General features: G+C 63.3%; 17 protein-coding genes and 2 pseudogenes. 13 read left to right on the plus strand and 6 right to left on the minus strand.

All coding sequences use genetic code 11. From position 1 onward, the window contains the following. Positions 1-50: 50 nt before the first annotated feature. The 10 genes from CXQ80_RS07905 to CXQ80_RS07950 all read left to right on the plus strand — a co-directional run bounded on the left by CXQ80_RS07905 (position 51) and on the right by CXQ80_RS07950 (position 11,549). Entirely contained in the window at positions 51-839 is a 789-nt protein-coding gene (locus CXQ80_RS07905; protein ID WP_101318187.1) for an alpha/beta fold hydrolase, read from the plus strand. Beyond that, complete coding sequence (locus CXQ80_RS07910) at positions 836-1,690, plus strand: alpha/beta hydrolase (RefSeq protein WP_101318189.1); 855 nt, start codon at positions 836-838, stop codon at positions 1,688-1,690. The genes CXQ80_RS07905 and CXQ80_RS07910 overlap by 4 nt, the downstream gene beginning before the upstream one ends. 109 nt (positions 1,691-1,799) lie before the next feature. Continuing rightward, the gene (locus CXQ80_RS07915) at positions 1,800-2,582 is read left to right on the plus strand and encodes a DUF4892 domain-containing protein (protein ID WP_101318191.1); all 783 of its coding nucleotides are present in this window, start codon (positions 1,800-1,802) and stop codon (positions 2,580-2,582) included. 12 nt (positions 2,583-2,594) lie between these two features. Then, positions 2,595-3,644 carry an AI-2E family transporter gene (locus tag CXQ80_RS07920; protein WP_101322976.1) on the plus strand — a complete coding sequence of 350 codons (1,050 nt, stop codon included), beginning with the start codon at positions 2,595-2,597 and terminating at the stop codon, positions 3,642-3,644. Positions 3,645-3,758: 114 nt separating this feature from the next. After that, complete coding sequence (gene kdpF / locus CXQ80_RS07925) at positions 3,759-3,848, plus strand: K(+)-transporting ATPase subunit F (RefSeq protein ID WP_101318193.1); 90 nt, start codon at positions 3,759-3,761, stop codon at positions 3,846-3,848. A 9-nt stretch (positions 3,849-3,857) separates the two neighbouring features. Then, positions 3,858-5,552, plus strand: coding sequence for a potassium-transporting ATPase subunit KdpA (kdpA, locus tag CXQ80_RS07930; protein ID WP_101318195.1), 1,695 nt, complete (start codon positions 3,858-3,860; stop codon positions 5,550-5,552). A 9-nt stretch (positions 5,553-5,561) separates the two neighbouring features. Further along, complete coding sequence (kdpB, locus tag CXQ80_RS07935) at positions 5,562-7,616, plus strand: potassium-transporting ATPase subunit KdpB (RefSeq protein WP_101318196.1); 2,055 nt, start codon at positions 5,562-5,564, stop codon at positions 7,614-7,616. A 10-nt stretch (positions 7,617-7,626) separates the two neighbouring features. Continuing rightward, the gene (gene kdpC / locus CXQ80_RS07940) at positions 7,627-8,205 is read left to right on the plus strand and encodes a potassium-transporting ATPase subunit KdpC (protein ID WP_101318198.1); all 579 of its coding nucleotides are present in this window, start codon (positions 7,627-7,629) and stop codon (positions 8,203-8,205) included. A gap of 3 nt (positions 8,206-8,208) precedes the next feature. Beyond that, positions 8,209-10,863, plus strand: coding sequence for a sensor histidine kinase KdpD (locus CXQ80_RS07945; protein WP_101318200.1), 2,655 nt, complete (start codon positions 8,209-8,211; stop codon positions 10,861-10,863). After that, a complete protein-coding gene (locus CXQ80_RS07950) occupies positions 10,860-11,549 on the plus strand; it encodes a response regulator (RefSeq protein WP_101318202.1) in 690 nt (229 codons plus the stop codon). The genes CXQ80_RS07945 and CXQ80_RS07950 overlap by 4 nt, the downstream gene beginning before the upstream one ends. Positions 11,550-11,675: 126 nt before the next feature. Here the strand turns inward: CXQ80_RS07950 and CXQ80_RS07955 are convergent, their stop codons facing one another. The 3 genes from CXQ80_RS07955 to CXQ80_RS07965 form a co-directional block, all read right to left on the minus strand. Then, positions 11,676-13,736, minus strand: a complete 2,061-nt coding sequence (locus CXQ80_RS07955; RefSeq protein ID WP_101318204.1) for a TonB-dependent receptor — start codon at positions 13,734-13,736, stop codon at positions 11,676-11,678. A gap of 79 nt (positions 13,737-13,815) precedes the next feature. Then, positions 13,816-14,220 carry a DUF2946 family protein gene (locus CXQ80_RS07960; RefSeq protein WP_101318206.1) on the minus strand — a complete coding sequence of 135 codons (405 nt, stop codon included), beginning with the start codon at positions 14,218-14,220 and terminating at the stop codon, positions 13,816-13,818. A 247-nt stretch (positions 14,221-14,467) separates the two neighbouring features. Then, complete coding sequence (locus CXQ80_RS07965; protein WP_178080756.1) at positions 14,468-16,390, minus strand: ATP-binding protein; 1,923 nt, start codon at positions 16,388-16,390, stop codon at positions 14,468-14,470. Positions 16,391-16,618: 228 nt separating this feature from the next. Between CXQ80_RS07965 and CXQ80_RS07970 the strand changes: the two genes are divergently transcribed. From CXQ80_RS07970 to CXQ80_RS25275, 3 genes and pseudogenes are all read left to right on the plus strand, one after another. Beyond that, entirely contained in the window at positions 16,619-18,403 is a 1,785-nt protein-coding gene (locus CXQ80_RS07970; protein ID WP_256585710.1) for a GGDEF and EAL domain-containing protein, read from the plus strand. Between the two features lie 180 nt (positions 18,404-18,583). Next, positions 18,584-19,270, plus strand: a pseudogene (locus tag CXQ80_RS25270) (PAS domain-containing protein); the annotation flags it as partial. A 99-nt stretch (positions 19,271-19,369) separates the two neighbouring features. After that, positions 19,370-19,822, plus strand: a pseudogene (locus tag CXQ80_RS25275) (methyl-accepting chemotaxis protein); the annotation flags it as partial. Positions 19,823-19,850: 28 nt separating this feature from the next. Here CXQ80_RS25275 and CXQ80_RS07980 read toward each other — a convergent pair. Genes CXQ80_RS07980 through CXQ80_RS07990 form a run of 3 tightly spaced genes read right to left on the minus strand, consistent with a single transcriptional unit; the run spans position 19,851 to position 23,559 of the window. Beyond that, positions 19,851-21,461 (minus strand): ABC transporter ATP-binding protein, encoded by a 1,611-nt coding sequence (locus tag CXQ80_RS07980; RefSeq protein WP_101318214.1) that lies wholly within the window; start codon positions 21,459-21,461, stop codon positions 19,851-19,853. A gap of 1 nt (position 21,462) precedes the next feature. Next, positions 21,463-22,482: an ABC transporter permease gene (locus CXQ80_RS07985; protein WP_101318217.1), complete on the minus strand. Its 1,020-nt coding sequence runs from the start codon at positions 22,480-22,482 to the stop codon at positions 21,463-21,465. A 3-nt stretch (positions 22,483-22,485) separates the two neighbouring features. Then, positions 22,486-23,559: a microcin C ABC transporter permease YejB gene (locus CXQ80_RS07990; RefSeq protein WP_101318219.1), complete on the minus strand. Its 1,074-nt coding sequence runs from the start codon at positions 23,557-23,559 to the stop codon at positions 22,486-22,488.

The following is a 23,559-nucleotide window of genomic DNA, read 5'->3' on the forward strand; positions in this document are numbered from 1 at the left end:
GCCGCTGCGCTTGCCGACAATGGGCACTCTTTTCGTGAGAGCAGGCGGCCATGTCGCAGCAAATCTTCTTCGCCCATGCCAATGGCTTCCCCTCGGCCACCTACGGCAAGCTGTTTGCTGCGCTCGCGCCGGACTATCAGGTTCAGCATCTGCTCCAGCACGGCCACGACCCGCGCTTCCCGGTCGATGACAACTGGCTCAACCTGGTCGATGAACTGCTCCACCACCTGGCCCAGCAGCCAGGGCCGGTGTGGGGTGTTGGCCATTCTCTGGGCGGGGTACTGCACCTGCACGCGGCGCTGCGCTGCCCGCACTATTACCGCGGCGTGGTCATGCTCGATTCGCCAGTGTTGACCCGCGCCGATCAGTGGCTGCTGCGCACGGCCAAACGTTTTGGCTTCATCGACCGCATTACCCCGGCCGGGCGTACCCTGAACCGCCGCGCTGTGTTTGCTGATCGGGACAGTGCGCGGGGCTATTTCACTGGCAAGACGCTGTTCCGTCATTTTGACCCAGACTGCCTCGAGGCCTATCTGGAGCATGGCTTGGAAGCAGCTGAGGGCGGCCTGCGCCTGCGCTTCGATCCCGCCACCGAGATCAGCATCTATCGCAGTATCCCGCACTTGAGCCCGGCACCGGCGCGCCAACTGCAGGTGCCGCTGGCCATGATTCGCGGCGATCGCAGCCGGGTGATCCGCCGCCATCACGCCTTTGCCGTGCGCAGCATGCCGCTGGGCGAATACCACAGCGTGCCGGGCGGGCATATGTTCCCGCTGGAGCGCCCCGCTGATACCGCCAGCTTGATCAAAGGACTGTTTGATCGTTGGGGGCAGCCATGAGCGCGCAGGTCGAGGAAATCCGGCTCAATCTGGGCCACATCGAATTGGCAGCTCATCTGTTTGGCCCGGAGGATGGCGAGCCGGTGATCGCGCTGCATGGCTGGCTGGACAATGCCAACAGCTTCGCCCGGCTGGCGCCGCTGCTGCGCGGGTTGCGTATCGTTGCGCTGGATCTGGCTGGCCATGGTTATTCGGAGCATCGCCCGGCGGGTGCCAGCTATGCGCTGGCCGATTATGCCCACGATGTCGTTCGGGTTGCCGAGCAGCTCGGCTGGCAGCGCTTTGGCCTGCTCGGCCATTCGCTGGGCGCAATCATTTCGGCGCAGCTGGCCGGAGCGCTGCCAGAGCGGATCAGTCGCTTGCTGCTGATCGACGGCGTGCTGCCGCCTACCGGCGCCGAGCAGGATGCTGCGCAGCGGCTGAGCATGGCCCTGCAGGCGCAGTTGCGCATGGACAGCAAGCGCAAGTCGATCTATCCGAGCTTCGAACAAGGCATCGAGGCGCGTATGAAGGGTATGGTCGCGGTCAGCCGTGAAGCCGCCGAACTGCTCGCTCAACGCGGCCTGATGCCGGTGCCGGGCGGCTACAGCTGGCGCAGCGACAGTCGTTTGACCCTGCCGTCGCCAGCGCGCTTGAGTGAGGCGCAGGCCATGGCCTTTGTTCAGCGCATCGAATGCCCGACCTGCCTGGTGGTTGCGGCGGATGGCATGCTCGCGCGGCACACGGCGCTGCTGGAGCAGCTACCCTTCGAGCAGGTGCGCCTGCCTGGCGGTCATCACTTGCACCTGAACGACGAGCAGGGCGCGACCCTTGTCGCAGACTGTATCAATCGCTTCTGCGGGTTTTCTTGACTTGCTCCGGACAAGTGCCGAGGCTTGGCAGGTTGAACAGGGAGACAACCATGGACATGCCTGACATTTACCCCCTCGCCACCCACGCCGCCAGCGGCAAGGGAGGCCGATGAGTATTCGAATTCTGGTTGCCGGCTGCCTGGGTCTTGCCAGCCCGCTGCTGTGGGCCGGCAGCCTGCCAGTGCCGCTGGACGCCAAGATAGTCGATCAGCGCCCGGCGCTGGAGCAGGAGCGGGTTTACCCCCTCGGCCCGTTGCGCAAGATCAGCGGCCGGCTGCGGGTTGACGACAAGGTCGAGAGCCGCGGCCAGGTCAGCTCCGTGACCTACCAGCTGCCCGCCGAACGCACCGCACGCGAAGCCTTTACCAGCGCCCGCGAAGCACTGCAGGAGGAGGGCGGTTATCCGCTGTTCTGGTGTGAAAAACGCGACTGCGGCGAAGCCAGCCTGTGGGCCAACGAGGTGTTCAAGAACGCCAGGCTCAACGGTGGCGATGAGCAGCAGGCGTTTATCCTGCTGCGCCGCTCGGCCGAGGAAGCCGATACGCTGGTTGCCTTGTACAGCGTCACTGCGGGTAACAAGCGGGTTTACCTGCATGTCGAGGAATTTATTGCCGAGTCGCCGCTGGGCGAGCTGCTGCCGACCTCGGCCACGGTCATGCGTGAGCTGCGCGACACCGGCAAGCTTGACTATCCTGACCTGACGGCACCGTTGCCGGCCTGGGTGACCCTGCTCGGTCGCAGCCTGAATCTGGACAGCACTTTGCGCGTCAGCCTGAGTGGCGAGCAGGCTGAAGATTGGCGCGAGCAGTTGGTCAAGATGGGCGTACGCGCTGCACGGCTGGAGGTCGGCACTGCCGAGACCGAGGGGTTGCATCTGGAATTGATTCGTTAAATGAGTGCACCTGTGGCCAACAATGATCGCCTGCTGGTACAGATTCTGCTGTTGGCGCTGCTGGGCGCCGGCTTGTGGGTAATGGCGCCGTTCATCTCGGCACTGCTGTGGGGCGCAATCCTGGCGTTTGCCAGCTGGCCGCTGATGCGCCTGCTCACCCGTTGGCTGGGCGGACGTGAAACCCTGGCTGCGGCGGTGCTGACCACCCTGTGGATTCTGATCGTGGCGCTGCCACTGGTGTGGCTCGGCTTCAACCTGGCTGACCATATTCGCGATGCCACGGCGTTTATTCGCGATGTGCAGGTCGATGGCCTGCCCGAGGCACCGGCCTGGCTTGGCAGTATTCCGCTGGTCGGTGAGCGCCTGCTGACCTGGTGGAACTCCCTTGACCAGCAGGGTGCGGCGCTGCTGGCATCGGCCAAACCTTACTTCGGCCAGGTCGGCAACTGGCTGCTGGCGCGCAGCGCGCAAATTGGCGGCGGCGTGCTCGAGCTGTCGTTGAGCCTGGTCTTTGTATTCTTCTTCTACCGCGACGGCCCGCGGCTGGCGGCATTTGTCCTGCGCCTGCTGCAGCGGCTGATCGGCGAGCGCGCCGAGTACTACCTGGAACTGGTCGCCGGCACCGTGCAGCGCGTAGTCAACGGCGTGATCGGCACGGCGGCGGCGCAAGGCCTGCTGGCGATGATCGGTTTCCTCATCGCTGGCGTGCCGGGGGCGATTGTGCTCGGTCTGGTGACCTTCATGCTCAGCCTGATTCCGATGGGGCCGCCGCTGGCGTGGCTGCCCGCCACCGCGTGGCTGGTGTGGCAGGGGCACTACGGCATGGCAGTGTTTCTCGGTATCTGGGGCACCTTCGTCATCAGCGGCGTGGACAACGTGCTCAAACCGTACCTGATCAGCCGTGGCGGCAATCTGCCGCTGGTGATCGTGCTGCTCGGGGTATTCGGCGGCCTGATCGCGTTTGGCTTCATCGGCCTGTTCATCGGCCCGACCCTGCTCGCCGTGGCCTACAGCCTGTTGCTGGACTGGAGCCGCAGCACTCAGCCGAGCGTGCAACCCTAGCAGGCTTTACGCTTTCTTTATGCGCTGAACCAGCGCTCGCTCTCGTTCCTTTACGGCCATCCCCCGGACAATCCTCGCAAAGCGGCCCACGCCGCATTCCGGGGAGATTGGCTCATGTACATGCTTGAAGGCGTGTCACTGCTCTTGGCAGTGGCGTTGGCGGTTTACCTGCTGGTCGCGCTGTTGCGCGCCGACCACAGCTAGGGAGCGGCCATGCACAGTTATGATTTCGCCTTGCTGCTGGCGTTTTTTGCCATCGTGCTGCTGCCCGCGCCTTGGCTCGGGCGCTTCTACTACAAGGTCATGGAAGGCCAGCGCACCTGGCTGTCGCCGGCGCTCGGCCCGCTGGAGCGCGGCTGCTACCGGCTGGCGGGCGTCCAGGCCGAGCAGGAGCAGAGCTGGAAGCAGTACGCGCTGGCCCTGCTGACGTTCAACCTGGCCGGGTTTGTCCTGCTGTTCGCCGTGTTGATGCTGCAGGGTTACCTGCCACTCAATCCGCAACGGTTGCCGGGCCAGGACTGGTCATTGGCATTGAACACGGCGGTGAGCTTTGTCACCAACACCAACTGGCAGGCCTACAGTGGCGAAGCGTCGCTTAGTTACCTGAGCCAGATGCTCGGCCTGACCGTGCAGAACTTCGTCAGCGCCGCGACCGGCCTGGCCGTGCTGGTCGCGCTGTGCCGCGGGATTGCCCGGCGTTCGGCGACAACGGTCGGCAACTTCTGGGTCGACATGACCCGCGCCACCCTCTACGGCCTGTTGCCGCTGTGCCTGCTGCTGGCGCTGTTGCTGGTGTGGCAGGGCGTGCCACAGACCTTTGCCGATTACGCCCATGCCGTGACCCTGCAAGGCGCTGACCAGACTATCCCGCTCGGGCCGGCCGCAAGCCAGATCGCAATCAAGCAACTGGGCACCAATGGCGGCGGCTTCTTTGGTGTCAACTCGGCCCATCCGTTCGAAAACCCCACGGCCTGGAGCAACCTGTTCGAGCTGGGGTCGATCATCCTGATCCCGGTGGCGCTGGTGTTCACCTTCGGCCACTACGTCAAGGACCTGCGCCAGAGCCGGGCGATTCTCGCCTGCATGCTGGCGCTGTTCCTGATCGGCGGGGCTACTGCGCTGTGGGCCGAGTACCAGCCCAATCCAGCGCTGATCAGTGAGCAGGTGCAGCAGTCGGCACCGATGGAGGGCAAGGAAAGCCGCTTCGGCACCACCGGCTCGGTGCTCTGGACAGTCACCACTACCGCCGCTTCCAACGGCTCGGTGAACGCCATGCACGACAGCCTCAACCCGCTGACCGGGATGGTCGCGATGCTCAACATGATGGTCGGCGAGGTAATCTTCGGCGGCGTGGGTGCGGGCCTCTACGGCATGCTCCTGTTCGTCTTGATTGCAGTGTTTCTGGCGGGGCTGATGATCGGTCGCACGCCTGAATATCTGGGCAAGAAGCTGCAAGCGCGGGAAGTCCAACTGCTGGTGGCGACCTTGCTGGTGATGCCGCTTGGTGTGCTGGTGCTCGGCGCCCTCGCAGCCAGCCTGCCAGGCCCTGCCGGTGCGGTCAGCAACCCCGGCGCGCACGGCTTCAGTCAGCTGCTCTACGCCTACACCTCTGGCACCGCCAACAACGGTTCGGCCTTCGCCGGCTTTGGCGCCAACACGGTGTACCACAACGTCATGATTGCTTTGGCCATGCTCATTGGCCGCTTCGGCTACATCCTGCCGGTGCTGGCCCTGGCCGGCAGCCTGGCGGCGAAGAACCGCGCACCGCAAGGGCAGAACAGCTTCCCCACCCACGGCCCGCTGTTCACCGGTTTGCTGCTGGTGATCATCCTGCTGATGGGCGGCCTGACCTTCCTGCCAAGCCTGGCCCTGGGGCCGATTGCCGAACAACTGAGCCTGGGTTTCTGAGGAGTCAACATGAACATGCCTATTGCTCAAGTCCAGGCGCCACGCCCTGGCACTGATCAGACCCGCTTCGCCGCACTGTGGCGGCCCGCCCTGATACAGGCGCTGGTCAAGCTCGACCCGCGTCAGCTCAAGCGTTCCCCGGTGATGCTGGTGGTGGCGCTGACGGCGCTGCTGACTACGGCGCTGTGTTTTGCGCCAGAGAGCGGTGTCAGCACTGCGGTAGCGATCCAGATCGCGCTGTGGCTGTGGTTCACCGTGCTGTTCGCCAACTTTGCCGAAGCGCTGGCCGAGGGTCGCGGCAAGGCACGCGCCGACAGCCTCAAGGCCGGCAGCCAGGGCTTGAATGCGCAGCGCCGGCGTGCCGATGGCAGCTTCGAAACGGTTGCCGCCAGCGCGCTACGCAAAGACGATGTGGTCAAGGTGGTGGCCGGCGAGCTGATTCCCGGCGACGGCGAGGTGCTCGAAGGCATCGCGGCGGTCAATGAGGCGGCCATCACTGGCGAATCGGCGCCGGTCATCCGCGAGTCCGGTGGGGACCGCTCCGCCGTCACCGGCAACACCCGGCTGGTCTCCGACTGGCTGCTCATCCGCATCACCAGCAACCCGGGCGAATCGACCCTGGACCGCATGATCGCCCTGGTCGAAGGCGCCAAGCGACAGAAGACCCCGAACGAGATTGCCCTCGACATCCTGCTGATCGGCTTGACCCTGATCTTCTTGATCGTAGTGGTGACCTTGCAGCCCTTCGCCCGCTTTGCCGGCGGCAGCCTGCCGTTGATCTTCCTCGCCGCGCTGCTGGTGACGCTGATCCCGACCACCATTGGTGGCCTGCTTTCGGCTATCGGCATCGCCGGCATGGACCGGCTGGTGCGGCTCAACGTGATTGCCCGCTCCGGGCGAGCAGTGGAGGCGGCCGGTGACGTGCATACGCTGATGCTCGACAAGACCGGCACCATCACCTTCGGCAACCGCCGCTGCAGCGCTCTGCACACAGCGCCGGCGGTGACGGCCAAGGAGCTGGGCGAGGGCGCCTTGCTGGCGTCGCTTGCCGACGACACCGCCGAGGGCAAGTCGATTGTCGAATACCTGCGCCAGTTGCACGACTTCAACGAGCCGGGCGCCGATCAATTCAGCCCGGTGGCATTCAGCGCCGAGACACGGCTGTCGGGCGTCGACTTCGAGCAGCGCCGCTACCGCAAGGGCGCCGTCGATGCGGTGCTGGGCTTTGTCGGTATCGAGCGCTTGCAGATGCCATCGGCGCTGGCCAAGGAAGTCGAGCGCATTGCCCAGAGTGGCGGCACGCCGCTGCTGGTGTGCGTCGACCAGCGCCTGCTCGGCGTGATCCACCTCAAGGACGTGGTCAAGCCAGGCATCCGCGAGCGCTTTGCCGAACTGCGCAAGCTTGGCATCCGCACGGTGATGGTGACCGGCGACAACCCGCTGACCGCTGCTGCCATCGCCGCCGAGGCCGGCGTCGATGATGTACTGGCCGAAGCCACCCCGGAGAAAAAGCTGGCGCGCATTCGCCAAGAGCAGAACGACGGCCGCTTGGTCGCCATGTGCGGCGACGGTGCCAACGATGCGCCGGCGCTGGCCCAGGCGGATGTCGGCATGGCCATGAACGACGGCACCCAGGCCGCGCGTGAAGCGGCCAACATGGTCGACCTCGACAGCGACCCGACCAAGCTGCTCGACGTGGTCCAGGTCGGCAAGGAGTTGCTGGTCACCCGCGGTGCGTTGACCACCTTCTCGATCGCCAACGACGTGGCCAAGTACTTCGCCATCCTGCCGGCGCTGTTTGCCGCGATCTACCCGCAACTGGGCGTGCTCAACCTGATGCAGCTGGCCAGCCCGCAGAGCGCGATCCTCTCGGCGATCGTGTTCAACGCACTGATCATTGTCGCGCTGATCCCCTTGGCACTGCGTGGGGTGAGGGTGCAGGCAGCGAGTGCCGCCCATCTGCTACGGCGCAATTTGCTGATCTACGGTGTCGGCGGCCTGATCGTGCCGTTTGCCGGGATCAAGCTGATCGACATGCTGCTCAATGCCCTGCACCTGGTCTGAGGAGGCCGTTATGACTACTTACCTTCGCCCGGCCCTGAGCCTGGTTGTATTGATGACAGTGATCACCGGCGCGCTTTATCCGCTGGCGGTGACGGCGGTTGCGCAAGTGGCCTTCCCCACGCAGGCCAACGGCAGCCTGGTGCACGACGAGCAGGGCCAGGTGCGCGGCTCGGCGCTGATCGCCCAACCGTTCACTGGCGATGGCTGGTTCCACCCACGTCCGTCTGCGGCGGCGTATGCCACCGTGGCCAGTGGCGCGAGCAATCTGGCGCCGAGCAATCCGGCGCTGGCCGAGCGGGTCAAGGCAGACGCAGGCACGCTGTATCGCGCCGAGTTGGGGCCGGTACCGCAAGCCCTGCTGACCAGCTCGGCCAGCGGTCTCGACCCGCACCTGTCGCCGCAAGCGCTGGCGTATCAGATCCCCCGAGTGGCGGCGGCGCGCAAACTGCCGGTAGAGCGCTTGCAAGGGCTGATCGAAGAGGCCACCCTGCAGCCATTGATCGGCCCACCGGTGGTCAACGTGCTGGCGCTGAATCAGGCGCTGGAGCAATTGACCCGCTGTGCTGATCACCGCAACTGTGAAGGATGAAACATGAGTGACTCTGCCCGCGCCGACGCGCTGTTGGCCAACCTGCCGCGCGCCGGGCGTGGCCGGCTCAAGGTATTTCTCGGTGCAGCGCCCGGCGTGGGCAAGACCTACGCCATGCTCCAGGCCGCCCACGCCCAGCAGCGCCAAGGCGTGCAGGTGGTGGCCGGGGTGGTCGAAACCCACGGCCGGGCCGAGACCGAGGCGCTGCTCGGCGGCTTGCTCCAGCAGCCGCTGCTGCGCAGCCAATACCGGGGAGTCACTCTTGAGGAAATGGACCTCGACGGCTTGCTGCGCGCCAGTCCCGAGCTGGCTCTGGTCGACGAACTGGCCCACAGCAACGCCCCCAACAGCCGCCATGCCAAGCGCTGGCAGGATGTGCAGGAGCTGCTCGCGGCCGGCATCGATGTCTACACCACGGTCAACGTGCAGCATCTTGAAAGCCTCAACGACAAGGTTCGCGACATCACCGGTGTGCAGGTCCGCGAAACCCTGCCCGACTGGGTGCTGCAGGAAGCCTTCGAACTGGTGCTGATCGACCTGCCACCGCGCGAACTGCTGCAGCGCCTGCGCGAAGGTAAGGTCTACGTGCCCGAGCAGGCCCGCGCCGCCATCGATGCGTTCTTCTCGCAGACCAACCTCAGTGCCCTGCGGGAGCTGGCCATGCACACCGCCGCGGCGCAGGTGGATGCCGACCTGGCCCACGGCTATCGCCAGCTTGGCCAGGAAGCGCCGGCCCTGCGTGGTCGCTTGCTGGTCGGCGTCGACGGCGATCAGCAAGCCGAGCGGCTGGTCCGCCACGCCTGCCGCGTGGCCCAGCGCCGGCATTTGCCGTGGAGCCTGGTGCATGTCGACAACGGCAAGCTGCGCGACGAAAGCGCCCGCCAGCGTCTGCAAAGCGCGCAGCAACTGGCTGAGCGGCTGGGCGGCGAGGTAGTGCTGTTGCGCGCCGGCGAAGTCGCGAGGACCTTGCTCCAGCATGCCGCCGAGCGCCGTGCCAGCCTGGTGCTGGTGGGGCAGTCGCGTGATCGTCTGCGCCGGCGCCTGTTCGGTGCCGGTGTCGCTGCGCGGCTGCTGCGCGAAAACCACGGCCTGGAAATCAACGTGCTCGACCGCGAGGCGCAGCCACCCGCACCGCGCACGGCAGCGAAGCGGGTGTGGATCTGGCGGCACTATCTGCTGGCGCTGCTCGCCACTGCGCTTGCGGCAGGGCTGGCCTGGGCGGTGTCCAGCGTGCTGGCGTTGCCGAATATCTCGCTGGTATTTCTCGCCGCCGTGCTGCTGGTGGCGGTGCGCAGCAGCCTCGGCCCGGCGTTGGCGTGCGCGGTGCTGTCGTTTGTCAGCTATGACTTTCTGTTCATCCCGCCCAACTTCTCTCTGAGCATTCAGCGCGAAGAGGATGTGCTGACGCTGGTGTTCTTCCTGCTGATGGCCGCGCTCACCGGCAACCTCGCCGCGCGCCAGCGGCGCCAGTTGCAGGCCTTGCGCGAGACCCAGGCGCAGACCAGTCAACTGCTCGACCTGTCACGCAAGCTCACCGTCGCCACCGACCGCCAGGCAGTATTCAGCGCCGCCAGCCAGCACCTCGACGGCTGGCAGGATCTGCACGTATGTCTGCTCGAGCGAGGTAGCGAAGGCCTGCTGCAAGCTGCCAACGGCCAGTTGCCCGGCTTGAGCGACACCGAGCGCGCTGCCGCTGACTGGGCCTGGCAGCACGGCCAGGCCGCTGGCCACGGTAGCGACACCTTGCCCAATGGTCGCTGGTGGTGGTGGCCGCTGTTGGTCGATGAGCAACCGCTGGCCCTGCTCGGCGTACGTCCACGTGACAACGCGGCCCTCACAGCCCAGCGCCGACGCCTGCTGATGGCGCTGGCCCAGCCGCTGGCGCAGGCCCTGGCCCGTGCGCGCCTCGGCGAACAACTCGAAGCTGCGCGGCTGCACGGCGAAACCGAACAGCTGCGCAGCGCCTTGCTGGCCTCGGTGTCACACGACCTGCGCACACCGCTGACCGCTATGCGCGGCGGCATCGATAGCCTGCTTGCGCTCGGCGATGCGATCCCGCCCGACGACCGCCGCGAATTGCTCGAAGGCACCCGCGATGAAGCCGAGCGCCTCGACCGCTACATCCAGAATCTGCTCGACATGACCCGCCTCGGTCACGGCAGTCTCAAGCTCGCGCGTGACTGGGTGGCCCCGGCCGATATCGTCGCCAGCGCCCTGCAGCGTCTGCGCGCGGTGCTGGCGCCGCTGCGGGTCAGCACCGATGTGCCGAGCGAGCTGCCGCTGCTGTTCGTGCACGCTGCCTTGATCGAACAGGCGCTGGTCAACGTGCTGGAAAACGCCGCGCGCTTTTCACCCCCAGATGGCCGCCTGCAACTGCAGGTCGACGTGCGTGATGAGCAACTGTGCCTGGCCGTCAGCGATCAAGGCCCCGGCATTCCCGAAGCTGAACGCGAAAAGATCTTCGACATGTTCTACACCGCCGCCCGCGGCGACCGCGGCGGGCAGGGCACAGGCCTCGGCCTGGCCATCTGCCAGGGCATGATCGGCGCCCACGGCGGCAGCATCCAGGTGGCTGACGGCATCGATGGCCACGGCACCTGTATCACTCTATGCTTGCCATTGCCCCCACAGCCCACCGCCGAAAGCCAGGACTCATGAGCCAAACCGCCACTTTGCTGGTCATCGACGACGAACCGCAGATTCGCAAGTTCCTGCGCATCAGCCTGAGCTCGCAAGGCTACAAGGTCATCGAAGCCGCCACCGGCGGCGAAGGCCTGGCCCAGGCGGCCTTGGCCAAACCCAACCTGATCGTGCTCGACCTCGGCCTGCCAGACATGGACGGCCAGCAGGTGCTGCGCGAATTGCGCGAGTGGAGCTCGGTGCCGGTGATGGTGCTGTCGGTGCGGGCCAGCGAGCTGCAAAAGGTCGATGCCCTGGATGGCGGCGCCAACGACTACGTCACCAAACCGTTCGGCATCCAGGAGTTTCTCGCCCGCATTCGCGCCCTGTTGCGGCAGGTGCCACAGGGTAGCGCCGCGCTGGCCAGTGCCAGCTTCGGGCCGCTGCTGGTGGACTTCGCCTACCGCCGCGTGACCCTCGATGGCAGCGAAATAGCGCTGACCCGCAAGGAGTACGCACTGTTGGCGCAACTGGCCGGGCACCCCGGGCGAGTGATCACCCAGCAGCAACTGCTCAAGGATATCTGGGGGCCGAGCCACGTCGACGATACGCACTACCTGCGGATCGTGGTTGCGCATGTGCGGCAGAAGCTGGGCGATGACCCTACTGCGCCACGGTTTATCGTGACTGAGCCTGGGGTGGGGTATCGGTTGTTGGTGCCGTAAGCCCGTACTTTGCAACACCGCTTCGGCGCTTGATCGCGATTGAGTAATACGAGTTGTGGATACTCGTGAACCGCATTTGCATGCGGTCCCGAGCATTCCGATTCAATTGTGACGAAGATGTGCAGCCTAGAAGTCGACCGTCAACCCCGCATACAACGCTCGCCCATCACCAGGCGAGTGCAGTGAGTCTTTAGCCCCATCCGGGTCATACCAGGCATATTCGTAATAACGGTCGGTGAGGTTCTTGAGCTGCAGGTCAACGCTCAACGTCTCGGTGAACGTGTAAGTCGCTCCGATATTCATCAACACATAACCGCCATAAGTACCTTGAGTGTTTTCCCGCTCAAGATAGTAGTTGGTCTGCCCATTCATCCACGCAGTCAACTGCAACGCTTGCGTCGCCTGGTAACTGATACCGGTATTCCACAAATGATGCGGAACATGGTCAATTTCCTTACCTTTACTCTGTGGCAAGGCGCTACTCGGCTCGAGGATTTTCGAGTATTGCCATGAATACGAAGCCCACACTTCGGTACGTTCGTCCGGGTGCAGGTTGACCTGCAGGTCGTAACCCCAGCGGCGGGTTTCACCGACGTTGTCGGACTCCCCGCTGGGGTCGTTGAGGCGGCGGCTGACTTCGCCGGTGGCGTCCTGGCGCCAGTAGGCGACGCGGCCATCAACCCAGCTGGCGGGGGTGAACTTTATGCCGGTTTCCCAGCCTTCGTTGATCGACGGTTGCAGGTCTTCATTGCGCGGCGGCACCTTGTAGGCTGCAGCGCCGCTGCCGACCTGGAACGTGCGGCCCCAGTTGGCGTAGACGCTGGCATACTGCCAGGGCGAATAGACCACACTGAGCTTGGGTTGCTTGATCAGCCCGTAGTCGTTGATGTCGGAGGTTTGCCCGGTGAGTTGGTTGGTGAAGTCGCCGCTGATCTTGTCGACGCGATAGGCCGGCACGATCTTCAGCGACTCGATCGGTTCGATCTCGGCCTGTACGTAAGCGCCGACCGTGTTGAAATCGAAGGCCTGGTCGCGGGTCTGTGCCTGGCGTACGCGCTGGACGGTGCGATAGCGCTCGCTGCGGTTGTCCTGCTTCTGCACGTCGCTGCCGCCTTCCAGGGCAAAGCCGTGCAGCCAATCTACTTCTGGCCGCCAGGTCAGCGAGGTGCGGGCGCCGTACTGGGTTTCATAGGCATCGCGCTCTTGCTGCGCGCTGGTGCGCCAGTACTGGGTCCAGCGCCGATCATCGAAGGTATTCAGGTAGGTCTTGGCCGACCAGGCGAGGGTCTCGGCCAGGTCGGTGTCGAAGTGCACGCTGAGCTGGTTCATGCGCCGGGTGCCTTTGTCGCTGGCGTTGAAGTCGTTGCTCATGCGCGGGTGCTGGCGGGCATCGGCTTCGCTCAAGTAACCCGCTTCCTGTGCGTCGGCTTCGTAATGGCGGGCGCTAAGGCCGAGACGGTAGCTGCCGTCGTCGGGGGTATAGAACCACTTGCCGCTGAAGCTGTAGCGCTCGGTATCTGCATGCTCGCGATAGCCGTCGACCTGCTGGCGGGCGAAGAAGTAGTTCTGCGTCCAGTTGCTGGTTTCGATGCCCTTGGCCAGTTGCACTTCACGGGTGTTGAAGCTGCCGTAGCGCAGGCGTGCCTTGTTGTAGTTGCCGCCACTGCGGGTATTGATATTGACGTTGCCGGCGATGTTGTTGAGGCCATAGCGCGGATCGCTGGTACCGCGCACGACCTCGACGCTGTCGATGTCCAGCGGGAACACCGAGTCGATGAAGGGCATGTTGCCGTCATTGGTATTGCTCGGGATGCCGTCGATCAGCAGCTTTACGGCGTTGACTTCGCCTTCCCCATTGAAGCCGCGAAACGACAACTTGCCCGAGGTGGTGCCTTGGTTGAAGCCGGTGAGCATCACGCCCGGTGCACGGTTGAACAGCTCCCAGCTGTAGGCAACGGGCATCTTCTCGAGAATGTCGCCGCCAAGAATATCTACTGAACTGAACACACTGCTGGTCGCCAGCGGCCCGCTACCGGTGCCGGAGACGGTAACGGCGCCGAGGGTCAGGGTGGAATTGTCGGCAGGCGCAGCCTGAGCAATGGCTTGGGACAGTGGGCAGAGCGTGGCGGCACAGGTAATGGCAAGCACGGGCACGACGCTACGTGCAGTACTAAGGTACGCAGGCATGAATAAAGGTTCCTGACAGAAAAGCCGGAGACGACCGTGCTGCGCAGTTCGCGCGCACGATCATTTGCTTGGCGACGATTCAGGTCAGCGGCGGGGCGCGTGGGGTGAGGTTTGGCCACTGCTGGCGCGGCAGCGGCAACTCCGGGCGCTGGCCGAGCAACAGGGCGTCTGGCCAGAAGCGCGGCAACAGGTGTTTGAAGTAGGCGCCTGGCAGCGCCGCTTGGCCGGTATGGCCACAGCAGCAATCACCGGCCTGGGGCTTGATCTCGCCGTGCCCGGAGAAGTCTGGCAACTCCAGCTTGAGTTGCGCCAGCACCGATTTGGGCAAACTCTGCCCGCCATGCAGGCTGCAGAAGCTGCCGAAGATCAGCGATTCATCCAGGGCGGGCTCACGCAGGGCACGGTCGAGCGGCATCGCCAGCAGGTTGAACAACACTGTGCAACAGGCGAGTAGCAAGAGGTAAGGGTGCAGGCGTGACCGCATCGGCGTTACCAGAAAAGTAGGCGCGCATTAAGCCGCATTTGGCTGGGCCTGTAAAAGTGTCTTGATGCGCTATGTTGTCACGGGTAAGCGCGATTGGTGCCGGCTGCTCCAGGCAAAGCCAGGCGTCGAGCGCTCGACACAGGCGACTGCCGGCATCGGCTGTGCCCTGGAGCAAACGCCAGGTGCCCAAAGCGGCCGTCAACCACGCCTCTCGCAAGGTTTCGCTAGCTCGACAGCTGCGAACAGGCTAAGCGCCAGGCGGTGAGTTGAGCAAATGCTCAACGCTGGCCCTAAGCTGCTCGATGGTGAACGGTTTGGCCAGCAACTGCGACTGATCCTGCCGCTCAGCGCTGCCGTTCGCGGTATCGACGCAGCCTGAGATGAACAGCACCTTGAGTGTTGGCCGTACTGCCCAGGCGGCTTCGGCGATTTTGTGACCACTGCTGCCGCCGGGCAAGATCAGGTCAGTAACGATCAGCTTCAGATCAGGCAACTCGGCGATACGCTGCACGACCTGATCAGCGCTGGGCATTTCAGCCACTTCAAAACCTGCCTCGTGAAGCGTTTCGGCAACCAGCTCACGAATAGCGGCTTCGTCGTCGATAACCATTGCCGATCCGCGGCTGCTGCCAGGCGTTGCTTGCAGCAGGTCTGCCTGCTGCGTTTGCGCTACAGGGGCGCTGCCTTGGTAGACCGGCAGGAACAGGCACACCGCGGTGCCTTTGCCCAGCTCTGACTCAATACGAACAGCCCCGCCGGCCTGGCGTGCGAAGTCCTCGACCATCGACAGCCCCAGCCCGGTCCCGGAGCCCAGCGGTTTGGTGGTGAAAAACGGCTCCAGCGCGCGCTCGACAATGCTCGCCGGCATGCCCATACCGGTGTCCGCCACGCAGATCCGTACATAGTCACCCGCTTGCAAATGCAGAGTGCCCGGGTCGGTCACCGCCAGCGTACTGACCTCGATTCGCAGCCTGCCGCCTTGAGGCATTGCGTCACGCGCGTTGATGCACAGGTTGAGCAGGGCGTTCTCGAGTTGGTGGGCATCGCAGTGGCACAGCGTGGGTGCGCCAGGGGCGAGCAGTTCGATGTTGATCAGCGGCGTCAGCGTGCGTGCAATCAACTCTTCCATGTTCTTTATCAACACCGCCGGATCGACGCTAGCTGCAACCAAAGGCTGTTTTCTGGCATACGCCAGCAGCCGATGGGTCAGTGAACTGGCTCGTTGCGTGGCGTTTCGGGCGAGGGTGACATAGCGCTCGATCCCTGCCAGGCGGCCTTGGGCGATGCGTTGTTCGATCATGTCCTGGCTGCCGCTGATGATCGTCAACAGGTTGTTGAAGTCATGGGCTAAGCCTCCGGTCAGTTGCCCCAGCGACTCCATTTTCTGACTCTGCTGCAGCTGCGAACGGACTTGATCGAAGGCCAGCTGGCGCTCGCGGTACAATGTGACATCGCGGGCCACGGCAAAAAACCGACCCTGGCGGCCGGTGATACGCCAGTTCAGCAGCAGAGGCTGGCCGTTGTTGCGTACGCTTTGCGTGTCGAGCTCGGCAATCTGCCGATCATGCAGGTTACGCACGGCGTCGGATAATTGCGCAGGCGAAATATAGCTGTAGAACGCGCCATCTTTGAGCTGCTGCTCGGTCCAGCCGGTCTCGGCCTGCCAGGCCGGGTTCATCGCCAGCACTTCACCCTGTGCCGACAAGGTGCAGATCAGGTCGGGTGATAGTTTCCAGATGTCATCGCGCTCATCGGTACGCCGCTCGACTTCGTCCTCAAGGTTTTGATTGAGCCGGTCCAGTGCCCTGATGCTGCGCCGAAACAGCGCGCACACCACCGCCATTGCCAACGTCACCAGGCCAAAACTCAGGCTGTTGATCCAGTCGGTCCAGTCGGCGCCAAAGCCGACCGGCCCGATGAAGAAATATTGTGCCGTCAGCACCGCCATGATGCATCCCAGTACGGCTGGCCCCGCGCCGAACCAGAAGCCGATGAACATCAGCCCCGGAATGAAGAACAGGTAGGGCAAGGCTGTAGCGGGCAGTTGCGCTCGCGCGAAAGCGCACGCCACGACCACCACTACGGTGCCCAGATAGCGCAATGCAGGCGAGAGCTGCTTGCGCTCCAGGCGCAGCAGGGCAGCGGCGGTCAATCTAGGCAAACGGGTCAAAAAACACTCCGAACAGTGGTAGCCAGGCATGCAGGTACAGGGCGTATATAGCGCTAAAGCACTGCTTTAGGCGCCTTCCCGGACTGATAGGCTAGTTACGCCTGGTCGTCCAATAGTTTTTTTTACGGTCGGCCGTTGCGAGGTTTGATTGTCCTCGCGCGCTCGGGCTGACTAAGCTGGCAATGTGCCTCATAGGTAAGTCTTTTGGATAGTGCTACAGGAGTTACGGTGGGTAATTCGTCAATTATGCACGATGAGCGGTTGCGTCTGGCCGAGGTCGATCGGCTGACGTCCAATCTGGTCAGTGGCTCGGACCCGGTGCTGAACAGTGTCGTGGCGATGCTCTGTGCCCATTTTCAAGTGCCTACCGCGCTGGTCAGCATCATCGACCGCAACTATCAAGTGTTCAAGGCGCGGGTAGGCATGGTCGCCGAGCGCACGCCCAGAGAGATGTCGTTCTGCGCCCTTGAACTTGAGCAGGATACTGTGCTGGAAATCTGCGACGCCTTGACCGATGCGCGCACTGTCGATAACCCGCTGGTGCAGGGTGACCCCTACATTCGTTACTACGCTGGCGCACCGCTGGTGATCAAGCCAGGACTCAACCTAGGGCGGCTGTGCATCATCGACCAGGCGGCACGTCCGTCGTTGTCCGAGCGCGACCAGGCGCTGTTGCGCAGCGCGGCGCAGATTGTTGTGTCGCGATTGCAGTCGATCCATGATCAATATTTCTACGACAGTATGACCGGCTTGCCCAACCGGCGCCGTTTCGAAGCCGACTTCGCCGACTGCGCCAACGTCGCTGGCCAGGTCGCAGTGTTCATCGAGCCTATTTCAGCAGCCGGCATGGACCGCCTGGTGAAGGCACTGGGCATCGAGTTTTTCGCAAGCTTCATGCTGGCCGTGAAAGAGGCCTTGCTGGCAGCCCTGCCGCCGGGGTCGCGCCTGTACCGCCCGAGCACGCTGGGTTTTCTGACCCTGATCGAATGCAATGACGTGGCCTCATCGCCGGCCAGGCTTGACGCTATCGTTGCGGCGCTGAGTGGGCCGTTGCACAGCGGCAATGTGCCGGTGTTCGCCGATGTTGGCATGAGCGTGCTCGAGCCGGATGCAGACACCGATGCATCGCTGGACACCCTGCGTTTGATGGCGAGCATGACCGATGCGGCGCGCCGCAGCGAGCGACGCTGGCTGGTCTATGACCCGCTGGTCGATACCAGCCAGCGCCGCAGTACGGCCTTGCTCATCGCTCTGGAACCGGCGCTGGTAGCTGCCGACCAACTTCGTCTGGTCTATCAGCCAAGGGTTGATCTCAACAGCAAACGCTGCGTGGCAGTAGAAGCGCTGTTGCGCTGGAAGCATCCGACCATGGGCGAAATCAGCCCGGCTGAATTCATCCCATTGGCTGAAACCACTGCTTCGATTCGCGGCATCACCCGGTGGGTGATCTGGCATGTCTGTCAGCAAATGCGCAGGTGGCGGGCGCAGGGGCTGCAGATGACCGTGTCGCTGAATATCTCTGCGCTGGATCTCGCCGATGGGCACCTGTTCGAGTACCTGAGCCGTACGCTCGGCGAGTTCGGCGTGGACCCGCGGCGCATCGAGCTTGAGTTTACCGAAAGCGCTCTGGTCACTGACTTCGACCAGGTGCAGCAACAGCTTCAGCGTTTTCGCACACTCGGGGTGGCGATTGGCATCGATGACTTCGGCAGCGGCTACAGCAACTGGGTGTACCTGCGCATCATCCCGGCCACCAGCGTCAAGCTTGATCGCTCGCTGCTGGCCAACCTGCAGCCGGGTAACAACGATTGGCACATCATTCGCGGGCTGGTCAGCCTGCTGCGCGACCTACGCCTGACGGTGGTGGCCGAAGGTATCGAGACCGACCTGCACCACCATTTGTTGCGTGGCTGGGGCTGTGAGCAGGGCCAGGGCTATTTTTACGCGAAGCCGATGCCGCCCGCAGAACTTGAAACCTGGCTGCAGAAGGACTGCTGCGTGCCGATGACCTGACAAGGACGATGTTTAATCTCATAGCTGCACTTGCAAGATTGTCGACAACCTCCTGCCATTTCGGCCGCGTCGCTAACCACCGAGAACACCATGTTCAACTCAAAGCTAAAAAACCAGCTGCAGCGACTGCAGGACGAAATAGACGCGCTGCAGCGCGCGCAGGCCGCAAGAACTCACGAGATGCTGGAAATAACGGTTGATCGGAACCTGCTGATCACCGCGGTCAATCGCAACTTTGCTCGCTGGGTGGGGCGTGAACAGTCGCAATTGCTTGGGCAATCGCTGGCTAGCATCGCGCCCAGCTATGTCAAAGAGTTACCATGCTTCAAGGATTTTCAGCAGGCCATGAGCACTGGCACCGGGGTCAGCGACGAGTATCGCTATATCACCGCCGACGGCAGGATGGTCTGGATGAGAGCGGCCTGGTGCCCGGTCAAGTCAGCAGCGGGTGCAGTCACCCACATGTCGGCCTACGGCACCGATGTCACCGCGAGCATCGATAAAGCGCGTGAAAACGACGAGTTCATAAAGGCGCTGTACCGCTCGACCGCAGTCATCGAGTTTGAGCTGGACGGTACTATCGTTGCTGCCAACGACAACTTCTTGAGGACGGTGAACTATTCGCTGGCAGAGATCGTGGGCAAACATCACCGTATTTTCTGTGACCCCAACTATGTCAATTCGCCTGCCTATCAGCAGCTATGGCGCAGCCTCAACGAGGGGCAGTTCGTCGCCGAGCGCTTCCTGCGCTTTGACAAGTCAGGGCGCGAGCTCTGGCTGGAAGCATCCTACAACCCGGTGCGCGACACCCGTGGCCAGCTCTACAAGATCGTCAAATTCGCGGTCGATATCAGCGAGCAGGTCAAGCATGAGCAGGAGGTCAGCGCGGCCGCCGGGATTGCCTATGACGTTTCTCGCAAAACCGATGACTCGGCGAGAAGGGGGGCGGTGGCCGTAAAGGATACCGTCGAGACCATGAACCGTATCGTCTCGCAGGTCTCCACGGCCTCCGCCGGGGTCGAGGCGCTGGGGCAGCAGTCGCAGTTGATCACATCGATTGTTTCCACCATCGGCGGCATTGCCCAGCAGACCAACCTGCTCGCCCTCAACGCGGCTATCGAAGCCGCGCGCGCAGGCGAGCAAGGTCGGGGCTTTGCCGTGGTGGCCGATGAGGTGAGGAAGCTGGCCGGCCGCACCAGTGCCGCCACTCAGGAAATCGTAGAAGTGGTGCAGAAGAACAACACCCTTGTAGAGGCCGCAGTGGTCAGCATGGGTGAAAGCACGCATCAGGCTGAAATCGGCTTGGCGCTGGCCAGCCAGGCCGGCCATGTCATCACTGAAATTCAGTCGGGTGCGCAGGAAGTGGTAACAGCGGTCGGCCGATTCTCATCGCAGATTGCCGGTCAGTCACACCCGTGAAAGTGTGACCGGTAGCGCCGGCACGCCATCAGGCAGCCGGCTCGACCTCCAGAAACGCCGCTTCCAGCAGCTGCCGGGTGTAGGGATGCTGCGGCGCATGGAAGATTTCCCGCGCGTCACCTTGTTCCACCACCTGCCCCTGTTTGATCACCATCAGCTGATGACTCAGCGCTTTGACCACCGCTAGGTCGTGACTGATGAACAGGTAGGTCAGGTTGTATTTGAGCTGCAACGAACGCAACAGCTCCACTACCTGCCGCTGCACGGTGCGGTCAAGCGCCGAGGTTGGCTCGTCGAGCAGAATCAACGCCGGTTTGAGCACCAGCGCGCGAGCGATGGCGATGCGCTGACGCTGGCCCCCGGAGAACTCATGGGGATAGCGGTGGCGGGTGGCCGGATCGAGGCCTACTTCCTGCAGCGCGGCAATGATCGCCGCCTCTTGCTCTTGGGCGGTGCCGATGCGATGAATGCGCAGGCCTTCGCCGACGATATCGGCGACACTCATGCGCGGGCTGAGGCTGCCGAACGGGTCCTGGAACACCACCTGCATTTCTCGCCGCAGCGGCCGTACCTCCTGCTGGTTCATGCCCTGCAGGTTTTGCCCGTGAAAACGGATGTCGCCCTGGCTCGAGATCAGCCGCAGGATCGCCAGGCCCAAGGTCGACTTGCCCGAGCCGCTTTCGCCAACGATGCCCAGAGTCTGCCCTTGGGGCAGGCTGAAATTGATCCCGTCGACTGCCTTGACGTGGTCTACCGTACGCCGCAGCAGGCCTTTCTTGATCGGGAACCAGACGCGCAGATCATCCACCTCCAGCAGCGGCGCCCCAAGCGGGTTGGCCGCAGGCTGGCCGCTGGGTTCGGCGTTGATCAACATCTGCGTATAGGGATGCTGCGGGGCGGTGAACAGCGTCGTGCACTCGGCCTGCTCGACGATCTTGCCTTGCTGCATCACGCAAACACGGTGGGCGATGCGCCTTACCAGGTTGAGGTCATGGCTGATCAGCAGCAGGGCCATGCCCAGTCGTGCCTGCAGCTCTTTGAGCAGATCAAGAATCTTCAGCTGTACGGTGACGTCGAGCGCAGTGGTCGGTTCATCGGCGATCAGCAGTTCCGGCTCGTTGGCCAGGGCCATGGCAATCATCACCCGCTGGCGCTGGCCGCCGGACAACTCATGCGGCAGCGCCTTGAGGCGCTTGTGCGGTTCAGGGATGCCGACCAGGTCGAGCAGTTCCAAGGTGCGCGCCGTCGCCTGCTTGCCGGTTAAACCCTTGTGCAGGAGCAGGATCTCGTTGATCTGCTTCTCGATACAGTGCAGCGGGTTGAGCGAGGTCATCGGCTCCTGGAAGATCATTGCGATACGGTTGCCACGGATGCGCTGCATTGGCTTTTCGCCAAGCTTGAGCATGTCCTTGCCGCCATACTCGATACTGCCACTGGGGTGGCGCGCAAGTGGGTAGGGCAACAGGCGCAGGATCGAGTGGGCAGTGACCGACTTGCCCGAGCCGCTCTCGCCGACCAGGGCCAGGGTCTCGCCCTTGCGGATGTCGAAACTGATGCCATCGACAACGCGGTTGACCTGGTCACCGCTGAGGAACTCGACCGCAAGATCACGGACTTCGATCAGGTTAGGTTCGCTCATGTCATTTCCTCGGGTCGAAGGCGTCGCGGGCGGATTCGCCGATAAACACCAGCAGGCTGAGCATCACGGCCAGCACGGCGAAGGCACTGATGCCCAGCCATGGTGCCTGCAGGTTGGATTTGCCCTGGGCAACCAGCTCACCCAACGACGGTGAACCGGCGGGCAGGCCAAAGCCGAGGAAGTCCAGCGCGGTCAGGGTACCGATGGCGCCGGTGAGGATGAACGGCATGAAGGTCATGGTCGAGATCATTGCGTTGGGCAGAATGTGCCGGTACATGATCGCGCCGTTGCGCATGCCCAGGGCGCGCGCCGCGCGCACATACTCCAGGTTACGCCCACGCAGGAATTCGGCGCGGACTACATCGACCAGGCTCATCCACGAGAACAGCAACATGATCCCCAGCAGCCACCAGAAGTTGGGCTGGACGAAACTGGCCAGAATGATCAGCAGGTAAAGCACCGGCAAGCCTGACCAGATCTCCAGGAAGCGCTGGCCGGCAAGGTCGACCCAGCCACCATAAAAGCCCTGCAGAGCCCCGGCAATGACGCCGATGATCGAGCTGAGGATGGTCAGGGTCAGGGCAAACAATACCGAAACGCGGAAGCCGTAGATCACCCGCGCCATGACATCGCGGCCCTGGTCATCGGTGCCCAGCCAGTTGTCCGCCGAGGGCGGCGCGGGCGCCGGTACCTTCAAGTCGTAGTTGATGCTCTGGTAGCTGAACGGGATCGGCGCCCACAGCACAAAGCTGTCTTTCTTCTCCAGAAGATCGCGGATGTAAGGGCTCTTGTAGTTGGCTTCGAGCGGGAATTCACCGCCAAAGGTGGTCTCGGGGTAGCGCTTGAACGCCGGGAAGTACCACTCGCCGTCGTAGCGCACGGCAATCGGTTTGTCGTTGGCGATCAGCTCGGCGCCAAGGCTCAGGCCGAACAGGATCAGGAACAGCCACAGCGACCACCAGCCTCGGCGGTTGGCCTTGAAGCGCTCGAAGCGCCGTCGATTGAGCGGGGACAGGGCCATTGGTCAATTCTCCCGGCTGGCGAAGTCGATGCGCGGATCGACCAGGGTGTAGGTCAGGTCGCCGATCAGTTTCACCACCAGCCCGAGCAGGGTGAAGATGAACAGGGTGCCGAAGACCACCGGGTAATCGCGGTTGATCGCCGCTTCGAAACTCATCAGGCCAAGGCCGTCGAGGGAGAAGATCACCTCGATCAGCAACGAGCCGGTGAAGAAGATGCCGATGAATGCCGAAGGGAAGCCGGCGATCACCAGCAGCATGGCGTTACGGAACACATGCCCGTAGAGCACCCGCTGCCGGCTCAGGCCTTTGGCTTTGGCGGTGACCACATACTGCTTGTTGATCTCATCGAGGAAGCTGTTTTTGGTCAGCAGGGTCATGGTGGCGAAGTTGCCGATCACCAGTGCAGTGATCGGCAGCACCAGGTGCCAGAAGTAATCGAGGATCTTGCCAGTGGTGGACAGCTCGTCGAAGTTGTTCGAGGTCAGCCCGCGTAACGGGAACCAGTCGAAGTAACTGCCGCCGGCGAACAGCACGATCAGCAGAATGGCGAACAGAAACGCCGGGATGGCATAGCCGACCACGATCGCCGAGCTGGTCCAGACATCGAAGTGGCTGCCGTGGCGCACCGCCTTGGCGATCCCCAGCGGGATCGACACCAGGTACATGATCAGCGTGCTCCACAGCCCGAGCGAGATCGACACCGGCATCTTTTCGGCAATCAGGTCGATGACCTTGGCATCACGGAAGAAGCTGTCGCCGAAGTCGAGCTGGGCATAGTTCTTGACCATGATCCACAAGCGCTCCGGGGCGGACTTGTCGAAGCCATACATGTGTTCGATTTCAGCGATCAGCGCCGGGTCCAGGCCCTGTGCGCCGCGGTAGTTGGAGCCGGCCACCGAGACTTCGGCGCCGCCGCCGGCGATGCGGCTGGTCGCGCCGTCAAAGCCTTCGAGTTTGGCGATCATCTGCTCGACCGGGCCGCCGGGCGCGGCCTGGACGATGATGAAGTTGATCACCAGGATGCCGAACAGGGTCGGGATGATCAGCAGCAAGCGCCGCAGGATATAGGCGAGCAT

It is taken from the genome of Pseudomonas sp. 02C 26 (assembly GCF_002843585.1).
Classification (GTDB): Bacteria; Pseudomonadota; Gammaproteobacteria; order Pseudomonadales; family Pseudomonadaceae; genus Aquipseudomonas; species Aquipseudomonas shirazensis.